This window comes from Pseudomonas sp. TSRC2-2 (assembly GCF_049897785.1).
Classification (GTDB): Bacteria; Pseudomonadota; Gammaproteobacteria; order Pseudomonadales; family Pseudomonadaceae; genus Aquipseudomonas.
In genome coordinates this window covers 213,521-232,885 of sequence record NZ_JAFCWZ010000012.1, presented here as the reverse complement: position 1 = coordinate 232,885, position 19,365 = coordinate 213,521, and the positions used below count along the sequence as shown (strand labels likewise).

16 protein-coding genes are annotated in these 19,365 nt (G+C 59.5%); 10 read left to right on the top strand and 6 right to left on the bottom strand.

Translation table 11 applies throughout. The features are described 5' to 3' along the window. The first annotated feature begins 160 nt into the window (after nt 1-160). The 5 genes from lon (at nt 161) to ACP7D9_RS23625 (ending at nt 6,559) form a co-directional block, all read left to right on the top strand. Nucleotides 161-2,557: an endopeptidase La gene (lon, locus tag ACP7D9_RS23645; RefSeq protein ID WP_426159767.1), complete on the top strand. Its 2,397-nt coding sequence runs from the start codon at nt 161-163 to the stop codon at nt 2,555-2,557. A 149-nt stretch (nt 2,558-2,706) separates the two neighbouring features. After that, nucleotides 2,707-2,979, top strand: coding sequence for an HU family DNA-binding protein (locus ACP7D9_RS23640; protein WP_003183171.1), 273 nt, complete (start codon nt 2,707-2,709; stop codon nt 2,977-2,979). A 227-nt stretch (nt 2,980-3,206) separates the two neighbouring features. Further along, nucleotides 3,207-5,078, top strand: a complete 1,872-nt coding sequence (locus ACP7D9_RS23635) for a SurA N-terminal domain-containing protein (RefSeq protein ID WP_426159766.1) — start codon at nt 3,207-3,209, stop codon at nt 5,076-5,078. Between the two features lie 293 nt (nt 5,079-5,371). Further along, entirely contained in the window at nt 5,372-6,238 is an 867-nt protein-coding gene (locus ACP7D9_RS23630) for a DUF2242 domain-containing protein (protein ID WP_426159765.1), read from the top strand. 129 nt (nt 6,239-6,367) lie between these two features. Next, on the top strand, nt 6,368-6,559 hold the full coding sequence (locus ACP7D9_RS23625) for a hypothetical protein (protein WP_157830904.1): 192 nt from the start codon (nt 6,368-6,370) through the stop codon (nt 6,557-6,559). Nucleotides 6,560-6,562: 3 nt separating this feature from the next. Here the strand turns inward: ACP7D9_RS23625 and ACP7D9_RS23620 are convergent, their stop codons facing one another. Together ACP7D9_RS23620 and ACP7D9_RS23615 are read right to left on the bottom strand one after the other, a co-directional pair. Then, nucleotides 6,563-7,603, bottom strand: coding sequence for an AraC family transcriptional regulator (locus tag ACP7D9_RS23620; protein ID WP_426159764.1), 1,041 nt, complete (start codon nt 7,601-7,603; stop codon nt 6,563-6,565). Nucleotides 7,604-7,606: 3 nt separating this feature from the next. Then, nucleotides 7,607-8,737, bottom strand: a complete 1,131-nt coding sequence (locus ACP7D9_RS23615; RefSeq protein ID WP_426159763.1) for a nitrilase-related carbon-nitrogen hydrolase — start codon at nt 8,735-8,737, stop codon at nt 7,607-7,609. A 207-nt stretch (nt 8,738-8,944) separates the two neighbouring features. Between ACP7D9_RS23615 and ACP7D9_RS23610 the strand changes: the two genes are divergently transcribed. Then, entirely contained in the window at nt 8,945-10,984 is a 2,040-nt protein-coding gene (locus tag ACP7D9_RS23610) for an NADPH-dependent 2,4-dienoyl-CoA reductase (protein ID WP_313002115.1), read from the top strand. A 125-nt stretch (nt 10,985-11,109) separates the two neighbouring features. Then, the gene (locus tag ACP7D9_RS23605; RefSeq protein ID WP_426159762.1) at nt 11,110-12,036 is read left to right on the top strand and encodes a 1-aminocyclopropane-1-carboxylate deaminase/D-cysteine desulfhydrase; all 927 of its coding nucleotides are present in this window, start codon (nt 11,110-11,112) and stop codon (nt 12,034-12,036) included. A gap of 3 nt (nt 12,037-12,039) precedes the next feature. Here the strand turns inward: ACP7D9_RS23605 and ACP7D9_RS23600 are convergent, their stop codons facing one another. Then, complete coding sequence (locus ACP7D9_RS23600; RefSeq protein WP_426159761.1) at nt 12,040-12,588, bottom strand: cytochrome b; 549 nt, start codon at nt 12,586-12,588, stop codon at nt 12,040-12,042. Between the two features lie 324 nt (nt 12,589-12,912). Between ACP7D9_RS23600 and ACP7D9_RS23595 the strand changes: the two genes are divergently transcribed. Then, complete coding sequence (locus ACP7D9_RS23595) at nt 12,913-13,653, top strand: hypothetical protein (protein ID WP_426159760.1); 741 nt, start codon at nt 12,913-12,915, stop codon at nt 13,651-13,653. 107 nt (nt 13,654-13,760) lie between these two features. Here the strand turns inward: ACP7D9_RS23595 and phnX are convergent, their stop codons facing one another. Both phnX and ACP7D9_RS23585 read right to left on the bottom strand, forming a co-directional pair. Further along, a complete protein-coding gene (gene phnX / locus ACP7D9_RS23590) occupies nt 13,761-14,588 on the bottom strand; it encodes a phosphonoacetaldehyde hydrolase (protein ID WP_426159759.1) in 828 nt (275 codons plus the stop codon). A gap of 61 nt (nt 14,589-14,649) precedes the next feature. Beyond that, a complete protein-coding gene (locus tag ACP7D9_RS23585; RefSeq protein ID WP_426159758.1) occupies nt 14,650-15,759 on the bottom strand; it encodes a 2-aminoethylphosphonate--pyruvate transaminase in 1,110 nt (369 codons plus the stop codon). A 113-nt stretch (nt 15,760-15,872) separates the two neighbouring features. Between ACP7D9_RS23585 and ACP7D9_RS23580 the strand changes: the two genes are divergently transcribed. Beyond that, entirely contained in the window at nt 15,873-16,739 is an 867-nt protein-coding gene (locus ACP7D9_RS23580) for a LysR substrate-binding domain-containing protein (protein ID WP_426159757.1), read from the top strand. Nucleotides 16,740-16,846: 107 nt separating this feature from the next. On the opposite strand, the gene ACP7D9_RS23575 is transcribed toward ACP7D9_RS23580, so the two are convergent. Then, nucleotides 16,847-17,725, bottom strand: coding sequence for a LysR family transcriptional regulator (locus ACP7D9_RS23575; RefSeq protein WP_101159154.1), 879 nt, complete (start codon nt 17,723-17,725; stop codon nt 16,847-16,849). Between the two features lie 270 nt (nt 17,726-17,995). On the opposite strand from ACP7D9_RS23575, the gene ACP7D9_RS23570 reads away from it, so the two are divergent. Continuing rightward, nucleotides 17,996-19,321, top strand: a complete 1,326-nt coding sequence (locus ACP7D9_RS23570; RefSeq protein WP_101159153.1) for an MFS transporter — start codon at nt 17,996-17,998, stop codon at nt 19,319-19,321. Nucleotides 19,322-19,365 lie beyond the last annotated feature (44 nt).

Below are 19,365 nucleotides of genomic sequence, written 5' to 3'. Positions count from 1 at the left end.
TTCGCAGCGCCGCAACAAAGAAGGGGCCTTCGGGCCTCTTTTTTTTTATGTCGTTTTTTACATCCGCTTTACGCTTGTTTTTTTTCAAGGCAGCCCCCATCTTGGTTTCAAGCTTAATTCCATCTGATTACGGCCATACGGCCGCCGTAGAGGCGAAATCATGAAGACAACCATCGAATTGCCTCTCCTGCCATTGCGTGATGTTGTGGTTTATCCGCACATGGTTATCCCGCTGTTCGTGGGGCGCGAGAAATCCATCGAAGCCCTTGAGGCAGCGATGACGGGTGACAAGCAGATTCTTCTGCTGGCCCAGAGAAACCCGGCTGACGATGATCCTGGTGAAGACGCTCTCTATCGCGTAGGTACGATTGCCACGGTTCTGCAGCTGCTGAAACTGCCTGATGGCACCGTCAAGGTTCTGGTCGAGGGTGAGCAGCGTGGCACCGTCGAACGCTTCAGCGAAGTCGATGGCCACTGCCGCGCTGAAGTCTCTCTGATTGAAGAAGTCGACGCCGCTGAGCGCGAGTCGGAAGTCTTCGTGCGCACTCTGCTGTCGCAGTTCGAACAATACGTCCAGCTGGGCAAAAAGGTCCCGGCTGAAGTCCTGTCGTCACTCAACAGCATCGATGAGCCGGGTCGTCTGGTCGATACCATGGCTGCGCACATGGCGCTGAAAATCGAGCAGAAGCAGGAAATCCTCGAAATCATCGATCTGTCGGCGCGTGTCGAGCACGTGCTGGCGCTGCTGGATGCCGAGATCGACCTGTTGCAGGTTGAGAAACGCATTCGTGGTCGGGTCAAGAAGCAAATGGAGCGCAGTCAGCGCGAGTACTACCTGAATGAGCAGATGAAGGCCATTCAGAAAGAGCTCGGCGATGGCGACGAAGGCCACAACGAAATCGAAGAGCTGAAGAAGCGCATTGATGCTGCCGGCCTGCCTAAAGATGCAATGGCCAAGGCCACTGCCGAGCTGAACAAGCTCAAGCAGATGTCGCCGATGTCGGCTGAAGCCACCGTGGTGCGCTCCTACATCGACTGGCTGGTCCAGGTGCCGTGGAAGGCGCAGAGCAAAGTACGCCTCGACCTGGCCCGTGCAGAAGACATTCTCGACGCTGATCACTACGGCCTCGAGGAGGTCAAGGAACGCATCCTTGAATACCTCGCTGTGCAGAAGCGCGTGAAGAAGATCCGTGGCCCGGTGTTGTGCCTCGTCGGTCCGCCAGGTGTAGGTAAAACCTCGCTGGCAGAATCGATTGCTCACGCCACCAACCGAAAATTTGTACGGATGGCCCTGGGCGGCGTGCGTGATGAAGCAGAAATTCGTGGTCACCGTCGGACTTACATTGGTTCGATGCCGGGAAGATTGATTCAAAAGATGACGAAAGTGGGTGTCCGCAACCCGCTGTTCCTGCTCGATGAAATCGACAAGATGGGCAGCGACATGCGTGGCGACCCGGCATCGGCGTTGCTGGAAGTGCTCGACCCGGAGCAAAACCACAATTTCAACGATCACTACCTGGAAGTCGATTACGACCTGTCCGATGTGATGTTTCTGTGCACCTCGAACTCGATGAACATACCACCGGCACTGCTGGATCGGATGGAAGTCATCCGTCTGCCGGGCTATACCGAAGACGAGAAGATCAACATCGCCGTGAAGTACCTGTCGCCAAAACAGATCGCTGCCAATGGTCTGAAGAAGGGCGAGCTGGAATTTGATGAGGAAGCGATCCGCGACATCATCCGTTACTACACCCGGGAAGCGGGCGTGCGTGGTCTTGAGCGACAGATTGCCAAGGTCTGCCGCAAGGCCGTCAAGGAGCATGCACTGGAAAAACGTTTCTCGGTGAAAGTGACAGCTGATCTGCTTGAGCATTTCCTCGGCGTGCGCAAGTTCCGCTACGGGCTGGCTGAGCAGCAGGATCAGGTGGGGCAGGTGACTGGCCTGGCGTGGACTCAGGTCGGTGGCGAATTGCTGACGATTGAAGCCGCGGTGATTCCGGGCAAAGGGCAATTGATCAAGACCGGTTCGCTCGGTGATGTGATGGTCGAATCGATCACTGCTGCACAAACTGTGGTACGCAGCCGCGCCAAGAGCCTGGGCATTCCGCTGGACTTCCACGAGAAGCGCGACACCCACATTCACATGCCGGAAGGTGCCACACCGAAAGATGGCCCAAGTGCTGGCGTGGGCATGTGTACAGCGTTGGTCTCGGCTTTGACCGGCATTCCGGTGCGTGCCGATGTCGCCATGACCGGTGAAATCACCTTGCGTGGTCAGGTTCTGGCAATCGGCGGTTTAAAAGAAAAACTGCTGGCGGCGCATCGCGGTGGAATCAAGATTGTGATTATTCCGGAAGAAAACGTCCGCGATCTGAAGGAGATTCCTGACAATATCAAGCAGGATCTGCAGATCAAACCGGTTAAATGGATTGACGAGGTCCTGCAAATTGCGCTGCAATACGCGCCGGAGCCCTTGCCGGATGTGGCTCCGGAGATAGTTGCCAAGGACGAAAAACGCGAGTCTGATGCCAAGGAAAGAATTAGCACGCATTAATACGTTTTAGCTTGGGGGGCTTTCCTTGACAGCATTTTAGAGCCCTTGTTATAAAGCGGCTCTTAAGTGTCTGTAGGCCATTCAGCATTCGTTTTTGCTTTCACCAAAAAACTTAGAAACATCTCAAAATAGATATAAGGGGACTTAGAGTGAACAAGTCGGAACTGATTGATGCTATCGCTGCATCCGCTGATATCCCGAAAGCTGCTGCTGGCCGTGCGCTGGACGCTGTTATCGAATCCGTCACTGGCGCTCTGAAGGCTGGCGACTCCGTTGTTCTGGTTGGTTTCGGTACTTTCTCCGTGACTGACCGTCCGGCTCGTACCGGCCGCAACCCGCAAACCGGCAAGACTCTGGAAATCCCGGCTGCCAAGAAGCCAGGTTTCAAAGCCGGTAAAGCACTGAAAGAAGCTGTTAACTGAGTTTTCAGGTTTTTACCCATCCGGGTCGGGGTCAAGCCTGACTTGGCAGCGGAGCGGTAGAGCAGGTGGCTGGAACAGGCATCTGTAACGCCGGGATCGAGGGTTCGAGCCCTGTCCGCTCCGCCAGTTACGAGAAGGCGCATCCTCGGATGCGCCTTTCTTCTATCCGGATTCTACCCACGCTCCACGGTTGCATAAATTGAAGTTCAACCGTTTCTGGGGGACGCATGCTGCAGAATATCAGGGACAATTCACAAGGCTGGATTGCCAAGACCATTATCGGGGTCATCGTTGCACTGATGGCTCTGACCGGTTTCGATGCCATTTTCCAGGCCACGACTCACAAGAACGAGGCGGCCAAGGTCAACGGTGACGAAATCAGCCAGAACGAGCTGAGCCAGGCCGTTGATATGCAACGCCGTCAGCTGATGCAACAGCTGGGCAAGGACTTCGATGCTTCCTTGCTCGACGAAAAAATGCTGCGCGAATCGGCTCTCAAAGGCCTGATCGACCGCAAGTTGCTGCTGCAAGGCGCCGAACAGGCGAAGTTCTCATTCTCCGAAGCCGCGCTGGATCAGGTGATCCTGCAGACGCCTGAATTTCAGGTCGACGGCAAGTTCAGCTCCGAGCGTTTCGATCAGGTGATCCGCCAGCTGGGTTACAGCCGTATGCAGTTCCGCCAGATGCTGGCTCAGGAAATGCTGATCGGCCAGCTGCGCGCTGGTGTTGCCGGCAGCGGTTTTGTCACCGACGCCGAAGTCCTGGCATTCGCCCGTCTGGAAAAACAGACCCGCGATTTCGCCACGCTCAACGTCAAGGCTGACCCGGCTGCGGTCAAGCTGACCGATGACGAGGTCAAGGCTTACTACGACGAACACGCCAAGGAATTCATGACGCCAGATCAGGTGATCATCGATTACGTTGAGCTGAAGAAGTCGTCGTTCTTTGATCAGGTTGCGGTCAAGGATGAAGATCTTGAGGCGGCGTACCAGAAAGAGATCGCCAACCTGTCGGAACAGCGTCGTGCCGCGCACATCCTCATCGAAGTGAACGACAAGACTACCGAAGCGCAGGCCAAGGCGAAGATCGACGAAGTCCAGGCGCGTCTGGCCAAGGGTGAAAAATTCGAGGTGTTGGCCAAAGAGTTTTCACAGGATCCGGGTTCGGCCAACAATGGCGGTGACCTTGGTTACGCAGGTCCTGGCGTTTACGATCCGGCCTTCGAAAAGGCGCTGTACGCGCTGTCGAAAGACCAGGTGTCTGAGCCGATTCGTACCGATTTTGGTTATCACCTGATCAAACTGTTGGGCGTGGAAGCACCTGAGGTGCCGACCCTGGCTAGTCTGAAAGACAAGCTTACCCGCGAATTGAAGGCGGCTCAGGTCGAGCAGCGTTTCGTTGAGGCGACCAAGCAACTGGAAGACTCGGCGTTCGAAGCCTCTGACCTGGCGCAGCCAGCAGCGGATCTGAAACTGACTGTGCACACCTCCAAGCCGTTCGGCCGTGAAGGTGGTGAAGGTGTCGCGGCCAACCGTGCGGTGGTCACTGCCGCGTTCAGCCCGGAAGTGATTGATGAAGGTGCCAACAGCACCGCCATCGAACTGGACCCGGAAACCGTGATCGTGTTGCGCGCCAAGGAGCATCTCAAGCCTGCGCAACTGCCGCTGGAAAGCGTGAGCGCGGCGATCCGTGCTCAGTTGACCAAGGAGCACGCCAGTGCCGAGGCCAAGACCCGTGCCGAGAAGCTGATCGCTGATCTGCGCGATGGCAAGGCGCCGCTGGACAAAGCGATTGACGGCCAGAACTGGAAGATCACCGAAGCGGCCACGCGTGCTCAGGAAGGTGTTGATCCGGCTGTGCTGCAGGCGTTGTTCCGTATGCCGAAGCCGGCTGCCAAGGACAAGCCGACGTTCTCCAGCGTTACGTTGCCGGATGGCAGTCTGATGATTGTGCGTCTGAATGGCGTCAATGAAGCGGCTGCGCCGACGGAAGAAGAGAAGGCGCAATATCGTCGCTTCCTGGCTTCCCGTGAGGGGCAGCAGGACTTTGCGGCTTATCGCAAGCAGCTGGAGGCCGAGGCGAAGATCGAGCGGTTTTGATCTTTTGAATGGCGTTTGAAGAAGCCCCGGCCTGATTGGTCGGGGTTTTTTTTGGGGGGCTCGGCGACCATTGGGTCGGGCATGCTCCAACGAGTCTGCCAGGCTGGGTACTGTGGCCGTCCAGCCGACAAGGGACGGCGAAATTGCGCGCGTTGATCGATCATTTGTCAGCACAGCTTTTCCCGATGGCCATGATCGGTAAAGTTGTAACCGATTCTTGACACTATTCCATGCGCCATGGGGCGACGATCTGTTGCACAATACGCCCCGGACTGTTTTCCTCAGGATGTTCAATGTTGATTTCCAATCCCATGCGTGTTGTCGGGCTGGCGCTTTTGTTGACTGCGGTAGCCGGTTGTTCGAAGGACAAGCCGATCTATGAGCATGAGAACTTCGATGACTCCGGCACCTTTTCGCGCAACTACCCGGTGACCGATACCGCCAGTTGCGAAGCAGCCAGGCGCGCGTTGCTCAGTCAGGGCTACATCATTACCAGCAGTGATCCGAAACTGGTCAGCGGTCACAAGAGTTTCCAGCAGACCGGCGAGACGCACCTGGAGATCAGCTTCAACGTGGTCTGCGCCGAAGACGGCAGCGCCGGGCATCATGCGACGGTGTTCGCCAACGCCCTGCAGGACCGTTATGCGCTGAAGAAGACCAATAATTCTGCGAGCCTCGGCGTCGGTGTGCTGGGTTCGGTGTCGATGCCGATCGGCTCCTCGGACGATTCGATGGTCAAAGTCGCCAGCGAGACGGTCACTGCGCAGAAATTCTATGAGCGCTTCTTCACGCTGGTGGAGCAGTTCCTGCCCGCTGATGCGAAGAAAGCGGCACATATCGAAGAAAAACCGCAAACCGACCTCGGTGTGCCGGAGCCGAAAGCGACGCCTGCACCGGTGGCTGCGCCACTGGTACCGACACCTGCAGCGGAACCGGCGGTGACACCAGCGCCGGCTGCCGAGCCTGCTCCGGCCCCGGTTGAAGCTGCGCCAGTGAGTTCCGAGCCCGTCGTGCCACCAGCGGAGTCGGCACCGATCGCGCCAACACCGGCGCCGGTCGAAGAGCCAGCGCCGGCCAGCGAAACCATCACGCCACCGACCAACCCGGATATTGCGCCACCGTCCGAGCCGATTCCGGCGATGCCCGCGTCGGGCCAATAACGTCAGCGAACCCCTGCGGGAGCAAATCTGCTCGCTCCCCCAGGGGTTCCCGGTTCGCTTAAAGATCCGGTTACATTCCCCCGGCAACCTTCCCGCGATAAATCCCAAACCGCCTGCTACGTTTTATTCATGAAGGTCGCGCTTCACTTTTCCTTCACACGGGCACTTTATGCTCAGGGCACAGGTCGATTGATCAGGCCATTTTCACAGCGAGCAGTTTGGGGGATTTATACGATGGATGAGTATCAGGAAGAACTGCTCGAATATCAGGCCTTTGAGCTGGATCAGCCGGAGCCGGCGGACGACGCAACCGAGCTCTGAGCTTCAAGCCCCCGAGCGATGACTACGGCGAAACTCGCCGGGCGTCTGGGCGCTCCAGCGCTTGAATGCGCGCTGGAACGCTTCGGCGGAGGCGAACCCCAGCAGGTAGGCGATTTCGCCGAATGCCAGTTCGGTGTCGCGGATATAGGTCATCGCCAGGTCACGGCGTGTGTCATTGAGGATCGCGCGGAACTGCGTACCTTCCTCGGCAAGTTTGCGCCGCAAGGTCCAGGTTGGCAGTTTCAGGCGTGCCGCGACTTCTTCGAGATCCGGCTCGCGGCCCCCATTGAGTAACGGGCCGAGCAATTGAGTAATGCGCTCGCGCAGGCTGCGCGTGCGTGTCAGTTGTTCCAGTTCGCGCTCACACAGTTGCAGCAGATGTCTCCAGGTGCTCGGGCAATGTTCGGGGTTGCGCAGGGCAAGGCTGGCGAGGCTCAGGCGCAGTTGATTGCGCTCGGCGCCGAACTGGATCGGACAATCGCCGAGCACTGTGTAGGCGTCGCGGTAATCCGGTGCTTCGAATTCGATTTCGAGGCGTTCGGCGCGCAACGACTGGCCGCACAGGCTCGACAACTGGTGCAGCCAGCCGGCCAGGATCGAGTCGACCACGAAGCGGTTATAGGCGTTGTACGGGCTGATCGAGTAGAAGCGCAGCCAGGCGCCGTTGGCGTCTTCATGGAAACTGGATTGGCCGCGGTAGTTGGAGCCGTAAAGCGGTTCGAAGCGAGTCAGGCAGCGGGCGGCTTCGCGCACGGTGGGCGCTTGCGCGGCGGTGATGCCGGCCAGGCCCGCCTGATTCAAGCGGATCTTTCGCCCCATGCGCAGGCCCAGCGCCGGGTCGCCGGTGAGTTGAATCGCCGCATGACCCAAGCGCATGTAACGCGGTATCGACAAGCGTGCACCAGCCTCCGCCAGCCGCGCGGCATCGAGGCCGTACTGCTCAAGTAAAGGCAGCGGGTCGGCGTTGTGGCTGCGCACGGCATCGGCCAGACTGTGGACGAAGCCCACCGACAGATCCCCGAGGCGCATCGGCTGCGGCTTCATGGTTTACAGCCACACGTTCAGCAAACGCGCACCACGGGACTCACCATCGGCGAACTGTTGGCCGTTGCTGCTGAGGAAGCTTGTGCCGGTGCTTGGTTTATCCCAGAACTGCCCGCGCATGAACACACTGACGCCGGCAATCGCGCGGCTGCTCGGCGGTTGTGCGGTGAGAGTCAGTCGATGCCAGGCCTGACCTTCGCTGAGGTCGCCGGGCTTGAGGCTTACCGATCCCGGCGTGCTTGAACCCTTGTAACCGCGCCACGGTTTGTCCCAGGCGCCTTGGCCGACAACTTGCGCGGGCACGGCTACCAGTTGCGCGCCGTGTTCATCGAGGGTGCGGTAGTTGCCGGGGTACCAGCTGTCACTGCCAATCAGGACGCCGAGGCGCCCGGCCGGGGTATCGACGACCTGTATGGCGTGTTTGTCTTCCGCCTGAATCACACCCTGCTGATCGAAAATCGGGTGCATCTGCCGTTGCGGCTGGCCCAGCGGCGCGCCGTCGCGGCCGAATACCACACTGCTGTTGAACAGGGCGCCGCTGCCGGGTTTGAGCTGACCGTCGCGAATGCTTGGTTCCGGCAGCACAATGGAGCCGGCGACCAGAGTGACCTGGAACTCCTTGGCCAGACCGCCGAACAGCGCCTGATAATCCTTGGCCATGACCTTGGATTTCATCCGCAGATAAGCATCATCCAGACGCTGCTCGCCCTTGGCCCGCAGCCAGGCGCGGGCGAACAGCAGCGGATTGCTTGCCGCCAGCCAGTTCATCGCCTCTGCCTGCGTCGGCGCCTGATACAGCTCGTCTTTTTCGCCGCTGATCATCAGCCAGGTGCCGACGTGCTCAGGCATAACCACCACGGTTTTTTCGTTGAGCAAGCCTTGATCCCGCGCCTGCTGCAGATACGCCGCGAGTTTTCGGTGCAGGCGTGCGGAGCTTTGGTAATCAGTCGGGAACAGTTCGGGCTGGATGCCCAGTAGATTGCCACGGTCGGCGGGCGTGCCCTGATCGACGGCGAGCTTGATGCGCAGGTCCGACAGGTAATGCCCCGCCGGCCGGTCCGCCGCCCACGTGGCGTAGGTGGTCAGGGCGGCAACGAGGGCCATGGAGAAAAACAGATACAGAAGTTTGCGCATGAAAACCAACAACAGCCGGATACAGGATGTGGCGACTAGGGTAGGGCCCATGGCTTGGGTTGCCAAGGGGCGCTGCGCATTTGGATCAATAACTTGTCAGTTACGGTCATTGAGTGACAGCGGTGCGACTCTTAGTCTGTCGAACATGACTGACGGGGGACGCAGAGCTCCCGCAAATTTCCGTGATCGCTCGTTGTGGAGTTACCGATGACCGCCGCTCATTACCCGCATCTGCTGGCCCCGCTGGACCTGGGATTCACCACGCTGCGCAACCGCACCCTGATGGGCTCGATGCACACCGGCCTGGAAGAAAAGCCGGGTGGCTTTGAACGCATGGCGGCGTACTTCGCCGAACGTGCCCGTGGCGGTGTCGGCCTGATGGTCACCGGCGGTATCGGCCCGAATGACGAGGGCGGCGTGTATTCCGGCGCGGCCAAGCTTACAACCGAAGAAGAGGCGCTCAAGCACCGCATCGTCACTCGCGCGGTGCATGAGGCGGGCGGCAAGATCTGCATGCAGATTCTCCATGCTGGCCGTTATGCCTACAGCCCGAAACAGGTAGCCCCGAGTGCGATTCAGGCGCCGATCAATCCGTTCAAGCCCAAAGAGCTGGACGAAGAGGGCATCGAAAAGCAGATCAGCGATTTCGTCACCTGCTCGGTATTGGCGCAAACCGCCGAATACGACGGCGTTGAAATCATGGGTTCGGAAGGGTATTTCATTAACCAGTTCCTCGCCGCCCATACCAATCACCGCACCGACCGCTGGGGCGGCAGTTACGAAAACCGCATGCGCCTGCCGGTGGAAATCGTCCGTCGTGTGCGCGAAGCGGTCGGGCCGAACTTCATCATCATTTTCCGCCTGTCGATGCTCGATCTGGTCGAGGGTGGCAGCACCTGGGATGAAATCGTCACACTGGCCAAAGCCATCGAACAGGCCGGCGCGACCATTATCAACACCGGAATCGGCTGGCACGAAGCGCGGATTCCGACAATCGCCACCAAGGTGCCGCGTGCAGCGTTCAGCAAGGTCACGGCCAAGCTGCGCGGCTCGGTGAGCATTCCGCTGATCACCACCAACCGCATCAACACCCCGGAAATCGCCGAGCAGATTCTCGCCGAAGGCGATGCCGACATGGTCTCGATGGCGCGACCGTTTCTTGCCGATCCGGATTTCGTCAATAAAGCCGCTGAAGGCCGCGCCGACGAAATCAATACCTGCATCGGCTGCAATCAGGCGTGTCTCGACCACACCTTCGGCGGCAAACTCACCAGTTGCCTGGTCAACCCGCGCGCCTGCCACGAAACCGAGCTCAATTACCTGCCGGTGCAACAGATCAAGAAAATCGCCGTGGTCGGTGCCGGTCCTGCGGGGTTGTCTGCCGCCACCGTGGCCGCTGAGCGCGGTCATCAGGTGACGCTGTTCGATTCCGCCAGCGAGATCGGTGGCCAGTTCAACATCGCCAAGCGCGTGCCGGGCAAGGAAGAGTTTTTCGAAACCCTGCGCTACTTCAACCGCAAGTTACAGACCACAAATGTCGAGGTGTGCCTGAACACCCGCGTCGACGTGGCGAAACTGGTTGAGGGCGGTTATGACGAAATCATTCTCGCCACCGGTATTGCACCACGCGTGCCGGCGATTCCGGGCGTCGAGAATGCCAAGGTGCTGAGTTATCTGGATGTGATTCTCGAGCGCAAGCCAGTCGGCAAGCGTGTCGCGGTGATCGGAGCTGGCGGTATCGGTTTCGATGTGTCGGAGTTTCTTGTTCATCAAGGCGTGGCCACCAGTCTGGATCGCGCGGCGTTCTGGAAGGAGTGGGGCATCGACATGCAGCTGGTAGCCCGTGGCGGTGTGGCGGGCGTCAAAGCCGCGCCGCACGCTCCCGCCCGAGAGGTGTTCCTGTTGCAGCGCAAGAAAACCAAGGTTGGTGACGGCCTCGGTAAGACCACCGGCTGGATTCACCGTACCGGTCTGAAGAACAAGCAGGTGCAGATGCTCAACAGCGTCGAATACCTCGGCATCGATGACGACGGCCTGCACATACGCATCGGCGAAACCGGCGAGCCGCAACTGCTCGCGGTGGACAATATCGTGATCTGCGCCGGGCAGGATCCGCTGCGTGAGTTGCACGACGGCCTGGTCGAAGCCGGGCAGAACGTGCACTTGATCGGCGGCGCGGATGTCGCCGCAGAGCTTGATGCCAAGCGCGCGATCAATCAGGGTTCGCGCCTCGCGGCTGAGTTGTAAACACATTCTGTAGGAGCTGCCGCAGGCTGCGATCTGTTGATCCTGAATTTAAATGCAAGATCAAAAGATCGCAGCCTGCGACAGCTCCTACTAGTATGTGGTCTTTTCCTGATTGCGCAGTGCCCATGCTTTTGCCTCCTCTTGATTGGCTACCCCACGCCCCCCTCGAACCGCTCCGCCTGGACTGGCTCGCAAGCGCCGGCATCGAAGTCGCGATCCTGCGCCTCGACCGCATCGACCCGCTGATCAGCGGCAACAAATGGTTCAAACTCGTTGAACACCTCAAAGCCGCTGAGCGCGCTGGTGCCGATGGCATCATCAGCCTCGGCGGTGCGCATTCCAATCATCTGCACGCGCTGGCGGCAGCAGGCAAACGGCTGGGCTTCAAAACCGTGGGACTGCTGCGTGGCCATCCCCAGGACACGCCCACAGCGCGGGATCTGCAAGCATTTGGCATGCAGTTGCATTGGCTGGGTTACGGGGGCTATCGCGCGCGGCACGAACCAGGATTCTGGACGCCGTGGCAAGCGCAATATCCGACGCTGCATGCCGTGCCCGAGGGCGGTGGCGGAATGGCCGGCGCACTGGGTTGCGCAGCGATCAGGCAGCAGGTCGATGAACAACTGGCCACGCTGGGCTGGAATGATTTCCACGCCTGGTGGCTGGCCTGTGGCACCGGCACGACACTGGCCGGACTGGCGCTCGCCGAGAAAGGCCAGCGCTCACTGTATGGCGCACTGGCGGTGCCGGACGATCACGGCGTAGCGCCGAACATCGAGTCCATCCTTGCGCACGCCGCCGAGCCTGCGGCGAGCTATCGACTGATCGACGCCAGCCGCGGTGGCTTCGCCAAGGTTGACGAAGGGTTGCTGACCTTCATCGAACTGACCGAGCAAACCAGCGGCATCCCTCTCGAGCCGATTTACACCGGCAAAGCCTTGCTGGCGCTCAAGCAGCATGTCGAGTCTGGCGGATTCGCCGTCGGCACTCGTCTGATTTTCATTCACACGGGCGGCCTGCAAGGGCGACGCGGGTTTGCCACGATGCCCTGACGCTCAGCCGCGCTTGGGCATCATCCGCAGCAGGGTGTTATCGCGCACCACGTAGTGGTGATAAATACCCGCCAGCGCATGCAGGCCGATCAGCCAATAGCCGATCGTGGCGATCAGTACATGCCAGCCTTCAACTTGTTTGGCGAGCGTCTTGTCTTCGCCGACCAATAACGGCAAATCGAAACCGTAAAACATGACTTGATGGCCCTCGGCACTGGTGATCAGCCAGCCGAGAATCGGCATGCCCAGCATGAACAGGTACAGCGCCCAGTGCATCAGCCGCGCCACGACGGTCTGCCAGGCGGGTGATGCGGGGAAGATTTTCGGCGCAGGGCCGAGGCTGCGTGCGAGCAGGCGAAACCACACCAGTACAAACACGGTCAGGCCCAGCAGATAGTGCATTTCGCGGATCAGCGCGCGAGCGCCGCTGCCCTTGGGGAAGAAACCGCGCAATTCCATGCTGGCGTAAACCAGTACCAACAGCACGAGCATCAGCCAGTGCAGCAGAATCGAAACAGTGCTGTAACGCGATTCGGAATTTGTCCATGGCATAGGGGGTTCCTCTCGGGGCATGGTTGACTGTGCCATCGACATCCGATGACCTATACCAACTCTAAACCTCAGGCCATGTTTCTGCCTTGGTTATTATGTTTTTGTCAGGGGCATTGAATGTTGAAAAACTCGCTTTGTTGTTTCAGGGTGTGCAGATTGAAAGTTGGCGGCGTGTTTGTCAGGTGGGTGTAACGGGTTGTTGTTTATATCTTGTGTTTACATGGGTTTGAGTTGTCTGAGCATGATAGATACTGTTTGCTCAGGTTCTTGATAAGGTTTCGAGAATCAGGACTACCAAATCTAATTGCTTGAGTTTTAATAATTATGATCAACTTTATTTCCCGCAAAGCAAACGAATATACCCTGAGAAAAGCAACGACCAAGGCCCCTGGAGCACGTCCGCGGCCCTCCGTCACCCCAGGCAAGCCGCCGACCGGTACGGTGAAACCGACCAGGCCTGTAGCGCCGACCGGTACGGTAAAGCCGACCAGGCCTGTAGCGCCGACCGGTACGGTGAAGCCGACCAAGCCTGTAGCGCCGACTGGTACGGTGAAGCCGACCAAGCCTGTAGCGCCGACTGGTACGGTGAAGCCGACCAAGCCTGTAGCGCCGACCGGTACGGTGAAACCGACCACGCCTGTATCGCCCACCCGCCCGGTGAAGCCGACCCGCCCTGTTGCCCCCATCAGTCCGACTGATCCGGCCAGCACCAAACGACCGCCAATGCCGTGGCCGACAGTTAACGTCAATGTTGATCCGTTGGCTTTGATTGCACTGATACAAACACTCGGCGCCACAACCCACCAAGATGGCTCGACGACATTGCCGGACGGTAGCCTGATCGATGCGGATAAAACATCCATCACTCGACCCGATGGCATCATTCAACACGAGGACGGTCGAGTGCAGTATCCGGACGGGCGAATCGTGTGGCCCGATGGCACGGTCGAATATGCAGATGGGCACATTGTCTGGGCGGATGGCACCACAAAGTTTCCAGACGGAAGTATCAAGTATCCGGACGGACTGGCCTATGATGCCGCAGGAAACCTGATTTCCGAGTAAGTGCGAAGTTGATGAGTGCTGTTGTTATTTGCTCAATGATATTTGCAGGATACATACGAAAACAGCGCTTGCTGCGTAAGCAGTCAGCGCTGTTCTTTGGCATTAAGTCAGTGTTGCTGCGGCATTTCACCATTGGCCAGGCGCTTGTTGATGTCGGCGATCACTTCTGGCAAATCGCTGATGGTGTCGATCATGTAATGCGGGCGCGAACTTTCGAACAGCACGTGGATGCGCTTGCGCTCGCTGGCCAGTTCATTGCTATCCAGCGCGCGAAAACCCTCGTAGTCCAGCCCCAACGCGTTGCCTGAACAAATCAGCGCAACGGTCCACATCCCGGCGCGGCGACCCTCGAGAATGCCCGGCGCCGTGTCATCGATCTTCACGCATGCCGCCACATCGTCGATGCCCAGCGCGATCACGTTGGCCAACGCTTGCGCTGGCCATGGGCGACCGTTGGGCACTTCGTCGGTGGCGACTACATGATCGGCGACGTAGCCGTTGCTGGCGGCCAGTTCGACGACTTTGTCCATGACGGCTTTCGGGTAGCCGGAGCAGGAACCGATCTTGATTCCTTGCGCGCGCAGTTGAGCGATAGTGTCCAGCGCACCGGGGATCAGTGCCGAGTGTTCGGCGATTTTCTCGATCTGCAACGGCATGAAACGGTTGTAGATAGCGGTAACGTCATCGTCGGTGGGCGTGCGGCCGAACACATTGCGATAACGTTCGGCAACCTGCGGCTGATCACAGAGGGTGCGGATGTGATCCCACTTGCCCATGCCCATCGGCCCACGGGCTTCTTCGATCGACACCTGCACATCGAACTCGGCGAAGGCTTCGACGAAAATCTGCGTCGGCGCAAACGAGCCGAAATCGACTACAGTACCGGCCCAGTCGAGGATCGCGGCTTGCAGCTTGGTTGGGTTGGTGTAGTTCATGGCAATCAATTCCTGTGAAAAAGCTGTTCGAATTTGGCGATCCTGTAGGACCGTGGGGCCTTCAGATGTCGAGCACTTCCATCTCGCGTAGCACTTCGCCAACCGCTGCTACGGCCTGGCGCATTTCGTCCGGGGTGACGTGGCCGATGCAGCCGACGCGGAAGGTTTCGACCTGGGTCAATTTGCCGGGGTAGAGGATGTAACCCTTGGCCTTGACGCGTTCATAGAAGTCTTTGAACTGGTAACGCGGATCCTGCGGCGCATGGAAAGTGGCAATAATTGGCGCCTGAATGGCCGCCGGCAAAAAGCTGCGCAAACCGATTTTGCTCATCTCTTCCATCAACGCCTGACAATTGGCTGCATAACGTGCGTGCCGCGCCGGCAGGCCACCTTCTTCGCTGTATTGCAGCAACGCTTCGTGAAGCGCCGCGACGACGTGGGTCGGCGGCGTGAAGCGCCATTGTCCGGTTTTCATCATGTAGGCGTGTTGGTCGTACAGGTCCATCGCCAGCGAGTGTGAGTTGCCGGCGGCGGCGGCCAGTGATTCCTTGCGGGCAAAGACAAAACCCATCCCCGGCACGCCTTCCAGGCACTTGCCGGAGGCGGCGATGAGCGCGTCGAACGGCACTTTTTGCGCATCCACCGGCAATGCGCCGAAGGAGCTCATGGCGTCGATGATCAGGCGTTTGCCGTGTTGCGCAACGACCTCGGCGATTTCCGCCAACGGATTAAGAATGCCGGTGCTGGTTTCGCAGTGGATCAGCGCCACGTGAGTAATGTCAGCGTCGGCGCGCAGCAGTCGGTCGACGTCGGCGGCGGTGGTCGGTTCGTCTTCGGCGGTTTCGAACGTGCTGAAAGAGCGGCCGAGCACTTCGCAGATCTTTGCCAGGCGCTTGCCGTAGGCGCCATTGATCAATACCAGGATTTTGCCGTCGCGCGGCACCAGCGTGCCGATCGCCGCTTCGACGGCGAAAGTGCCGCTGCCTTGCAATGGCACACAGTGGTGGCTGGCGGCGCCGTTGAGGATGGCCAGCAATTGCTCGCACAGGCTGGCGGTCAACTGGTTGAAGCGGTCATCCCACGAACCCCAGTCGACCATCATGGCCTGGCGGGTGCGGGCCGACGTGGTCAACGGGCCGGGAGTGAGCAGAATCGGTGCGGCGGTACTCATTCGTGTGTCCTCGCGAAAACGCTGTGGGATGAAGCTACGGGGCCTACGTTGCAATTCGCGCTTGCATCAATCAAATTGTTTGTTGTTATGCCAGCCATCAGTGAGGGTTATTCATGAATCTGTTTCAGCTCCGTGCCTTCGATGCTGTGGCCCGTGAAGGCAGCTTCACCCGTGCTGCGGCGCGGTTGTTTATCAGCCAGCCAGCGGTCACCGGGCACATCAAGGCGCTTGAGGAGCACTACCAGATCACCTTGCTGCGGCGCACCGCGCGACGGGTGGAACTGACCGAGGAGGGGACCAAACTGGCGGCGATCACCCGGGCCATGTTTGGCCTGGCGGAAGAAGCGCAGACGCTGCTTGAGGCGAACCGGCAGTTATTGACCGGACGTCTGGAGGTGGCCGCAGATGGACCGCACATGGTCATGCCGATGCTGGCGAGTTTGCGCGCGCGCTATCCGGGGATCACCGTGAACCTGCGCCTGGGCAATGCCCAGGAAACCCTGGCGGCGCTGTTGTCGGAACACGCCGATGTCGCGGTGCTGACGCAGGTCGAGCCGCGCAAGGGGCTGCATCTGCAAGCGCTGAGCGAGTCACGGATCTGCGCGCTGGTGCCGGCGGGGCATCCCTGGGCGATGCGCCCGGGTGAAGTGAAACTCAAAGCGTTGGACCACGTGATCATGGTTCTGCGCGAGCCGAGTTCGATCACCCGCCGCACCTTTGACCAGGCATGCTCTCAGGCCTCGATTCAGCCGCGGGTGTTGCTGGAGCTGGACAGTCGCGAGGCGGTGACCGAAGCGGTTGCGGCCGAGTTGGGCGTTGGTGTGGTGTCATCGGTGGAGGTCAGCCATGACCCACGCGTGGTCGCGATCCCGATTGCCGGCGAAGGGCTGGTGAACCGACACATGATTGGCTGCATGGAGCGGCGGCGCGAGTTGCGTTTGATTCAGGCGTTCTTTGGTCTTGCGCCAGCCGCACCGTGATCGTTCCCACGCTCTGCGTGGGAACGCAGCCCGGGACGCTCTGCGTCCCATCCAAAGCCGAACGCGGAGCGTCCGTTGCGGCATTCCCACGCAGAGCGTGGGAACGATCAGGAACCGGGGAGGCTTTCACGAACCATGTCCAGGAACGTCGCCACTACACGCCGCGAGCTCTGTTCGCGCAAGCACACCAGCGTCTCGGTCAGGCGCCGGGTGCAATCGGTGATCGGCAGCGCGCAGACCCGTGAGTCGGCGCCAAATTCTGCCGCTGAAACAACCCCCACACCAATCCCCACCACCACCGCCTCGCGCGCCGCTTCCCGGCCTTCAACCTGAATCGCCGGGCGAATGCGAAAACCTGCGCGGGCCATTTCTTCTTCCAGGGTCTGGCGTGTCACCGAACCGATCTCGCGCAGCACCAGTGGCGTGTCATCCAGATCGGCCAGACAGATCGATTCGCGCTCGGCCCACGGATGATTGTGCGAAACAAACGCCACCATCGGATCGTTGCGCAACGGTACGCACATCAAGCGTTCATCGGTCACATCACGGCCGAGCAGCGCCAGATCGGCCTGATAGTTGAACAGGCGAAACAGCGATTCATCGGTATTACCGGTCTCGATTTTTACGCTGATGCCCGGATAGCGTTCACAGAACCGCGCGATCTGCGGCAGCACATGGATGGGCGCGTCCACCGCCAGAATCAGGCTACCGGTCTGCAGTGCCTGGGATTCCTGCAACAACTCCTGCGCTTCGGCCTCGATCACGAACAGGCGTTGAGTAATCGCCAGCAAACGCTCGCCGAGATCGGTCAGGCGCACGGCGCGTTTATTGCGGTGAAACAGCAGAACACCAAAGCGCTCTTCGAGTTTGCGCACCTGGTCGGAAATCGCCGGTTGCGTCAGATAAAGCCGCTCGGCGGCGCGGGTGAAGCTTCCATGGACGGCCACGGCGTGGAACGCTTTGAGTTGTGCGTGTGAGACGGACATGTTGGCTCCAGTAACAAGCTGAGCTTATGTGTGAAATACGATAAATCGATTTTATTTATTAAACAGTAATTGCTTTGATCGGCTCACGCCATCGCTGACTGCTCGGTCGTGCAGCGGCGTTGGCGCATGAGCCTGTGCGTGCAACAGCAGACTCATCTGACCGGTATCGCTTGAGGGAAGGGGCGATATCGCAGTGCTCAACAATAAAAAACACAGGCGTTTTTCTTAACGATTCTGCCGGCACACTCACACCTTGAGGTCAGAACCACCATGAACAAGCATATCGGCACCCTGGCGCGTTGGCGCGTGCAGATCTTCGCTATTACCTGGCTCGCGTACGCCGCATTTTATTTCACCCGCAAAGCCTTTTCGGTGGCCAAACTGGGTATCGCCGAAGACCCTGATTTCACTCTCGACAAAATGGCCATGGCCAACCTCGACGCGATCTATCTGGCGGCTTACGCCCTCGGCCAGTTCACTTGGGGCATGCTCGCCGATCGCTTCGGTCCGCGGGTTGTCGTGCTCGGCGGTTTGCTGATATCCGCCGCTGCGGCGCTGGTGATGGGCAGTTTCGCGACGTTGCCGATCTTCGCCACCTGCATGCTGATTCAAGGTTTGGCGCAATCGACTGGCTGGTCCGGACTGTGTAAAAACCTCGGCAGTTTCTTCCCGGCCGAACAACGTGGGCGGGTGCTCGGTTTGTGGAGTTCCTGCTACGCATTTGGCGGTCTGGTCGCTTCGCCATTCGCCGGCTGGTGGGCTTATACGCTGGTCGGCACCTGGCACGCGGCATTCATTTCCAGCGCGGCGGTCGTAGCGGTGGTGGCCGTGCTGTTCTTTGTTTTTCAGCGTAATAAACCCGAAGACGTTGGTCTGCCGGCAGTGGAACCAGAGCCGCAACTCAGCGCCGAAGAAACCGAAGCCAACAGCAAACTCAGCATGTGGGAGCCGTTGAAGGAGATCCTGCGCAATCGCACGGTGCTGGTGCTGGGCCTGGCGTATTTCCTGCTGAAACCGGCGCGCTACGCAATTCTGCTGTGGGGGCCGGTGATTGTTTTCGAACAGATGCCGAGCGTCGGCAAAGTCGGCGCTGCAATCATCCCCACCGCGTTTGAGTTGGCTGGATTACTGGGGCCGATCATGATCGGGCTGGCCTCGGACAAACTCTTCGGCGCCCGGCGCATGCCGGCCTGCGTGCTGAGTCTGCTGGCACTGACCGTGACGCTGGCGCTGTTCATGGCTGCGCTCAACACCGGCAGCGTGTTGTTGGTCGTCGCGCTGCTGTTCGTCATGGGGCTGACTCTGTACGGCCCGGACTCGATGATCAGCGGCGCCGCCGCCATCGATTTCGGCAAGGCCAAGGCCGGTGCCACTGCCGCCGGTTTCGTCAACGGCTGCGGCTCGGTCGGCGCGGTGCTCGGCGGTTTGCTGCCAGGCTACTTTGACTCGGTGACGGTGTTCATCGTTTTTGCCGGCTGTGCACTGTTCTCCGCGCTGGTGTTGATTCCGCACTGGAACAGTCGACCGGTCGGAGTCATGGAGCCGCGCGCCGCTATTCCCAATGGGCGGTTGAGCGTCAAACCCCTGCGTTCCTGAAACCCTTCGCGCTGTGGCCTGCTGCGCGGTGAGCGGCAGGCTGC

What these genes read in the sequence shown, in the direction of transcription:
- lon (WP_426159767.1), top strand. Translation starts at nt 161, where the DNA reads ATGAAGACAACCATCGAATTGCCTCTCCTGCCATTGCGTGATGTTGTG.
- ACP7D9_RS23635 (WP_426159766.1), top strand. Translation starts at nt 3,207, where the DNA reads ATGCTGCAGAATATCAGGGACAATTCACAAGGCTGGATTGCCAAGACC.
- ACP7D9_RS23630 (WP_426159765.1), top strand. Translation starts at nt 5,372, where the DNA reads ATGTTGATTTCCAATCCCATGCGTGTTGTCGGGCTGGCGCTTTTGTTG.
- ACP7D9_RS23625 (WP_157830904.1), top strand. Translation starts at nt 6,368, where the DNA reads ATGAAGGTCGCGCTTCACTTTTCCTTCACACGGGCACTTTATGCTCAG.
- ACP7D9_RS23620 (WP_426159764.1), bottom strand. Translation starts at nt 7,603, where the DNA reads ATGAAGCCGCAGCCGATGCGCCTCGGGGATCTGTCGGTGGGCTTCGTC.
- ACP7D9_RS23615 (WP_426159763.1), bottom strand. Translation starts at nt 8,737, where the DNA reads ATGCGCAAACTTCTGTATCTGTTTTTCTCCATGGCCCTCGTTGCCGCC.
- ACP7D9_RS23610 (WP_313002115.1), top strand. Translation starts at nt 8,945, where the DNA reads ATGACCGCCGCTCATTACCCGCATCTGCTGGCCCCGCTGGACCTGGGA.
- ACP7D9_RS23605 (WP_426159762.1), top strand. Translation starts at nt 11,110, where the DNA reads ATGCTTTTGCCTCCTCTTGATTGGCTACCCCACGCCCCCCTCGAACCG.
- ACP7D9_RS23600 (WP_426159761.1), bottom strand. Translation starts at nt 12,588, where the DNA reads ATGCCATGGACAAATTCCGAATCGCGTTACAGCACTGTTTCGATTCTG.
- ACP7D9_RS23595 (WP_426159760.1), top strand. Translation starts at nt 12,913, where the DNA reads ATGATCAACTTTATTTCCCGCAAAGCAAACGAATATACCCTGAGAAAA.
- phnX (WP_426159759.1), bottom strand. Translation starts at nt 14,588, where the DNA reads ATGAACTACACCAACCCAACCAAGCTGCAAGCCGCGATCCTCGACTGG.
- ACP7D9_RS23585 (WP_426159758.1), bottom strand. Translation starts at nt 15,759, where the DNA reads ATGAGTACCGCCGCACCGATTCTGCTCACTCCCGGCCCGTTGACCACG.
- ACP7D9_RS23580 (WP_426159757.1), top strand. Translation starts at nt 15,873, where the DNA reads ATGAATCTGTTTCAGCTCCGTGCCTTCGATGCTGTGGCCCGTGAAGGC.
- ACP7D9_RS23575 (WP_101159154.1), bottom strand. Translation starts at nt 17,725, where the DNA reads ATGTCCGTCTCACACGCACAACTCAAAGCGTTCCACGCCGTGGCCGTC.
- ACP7D9_RS23570 (WP_101159153.1), top strand. Translation starts at nt 17,996, where the DNA reads ATGAACAAGCATATCGGCACCCTGGCGCGTTGGCGCGTGCAGATCTTC.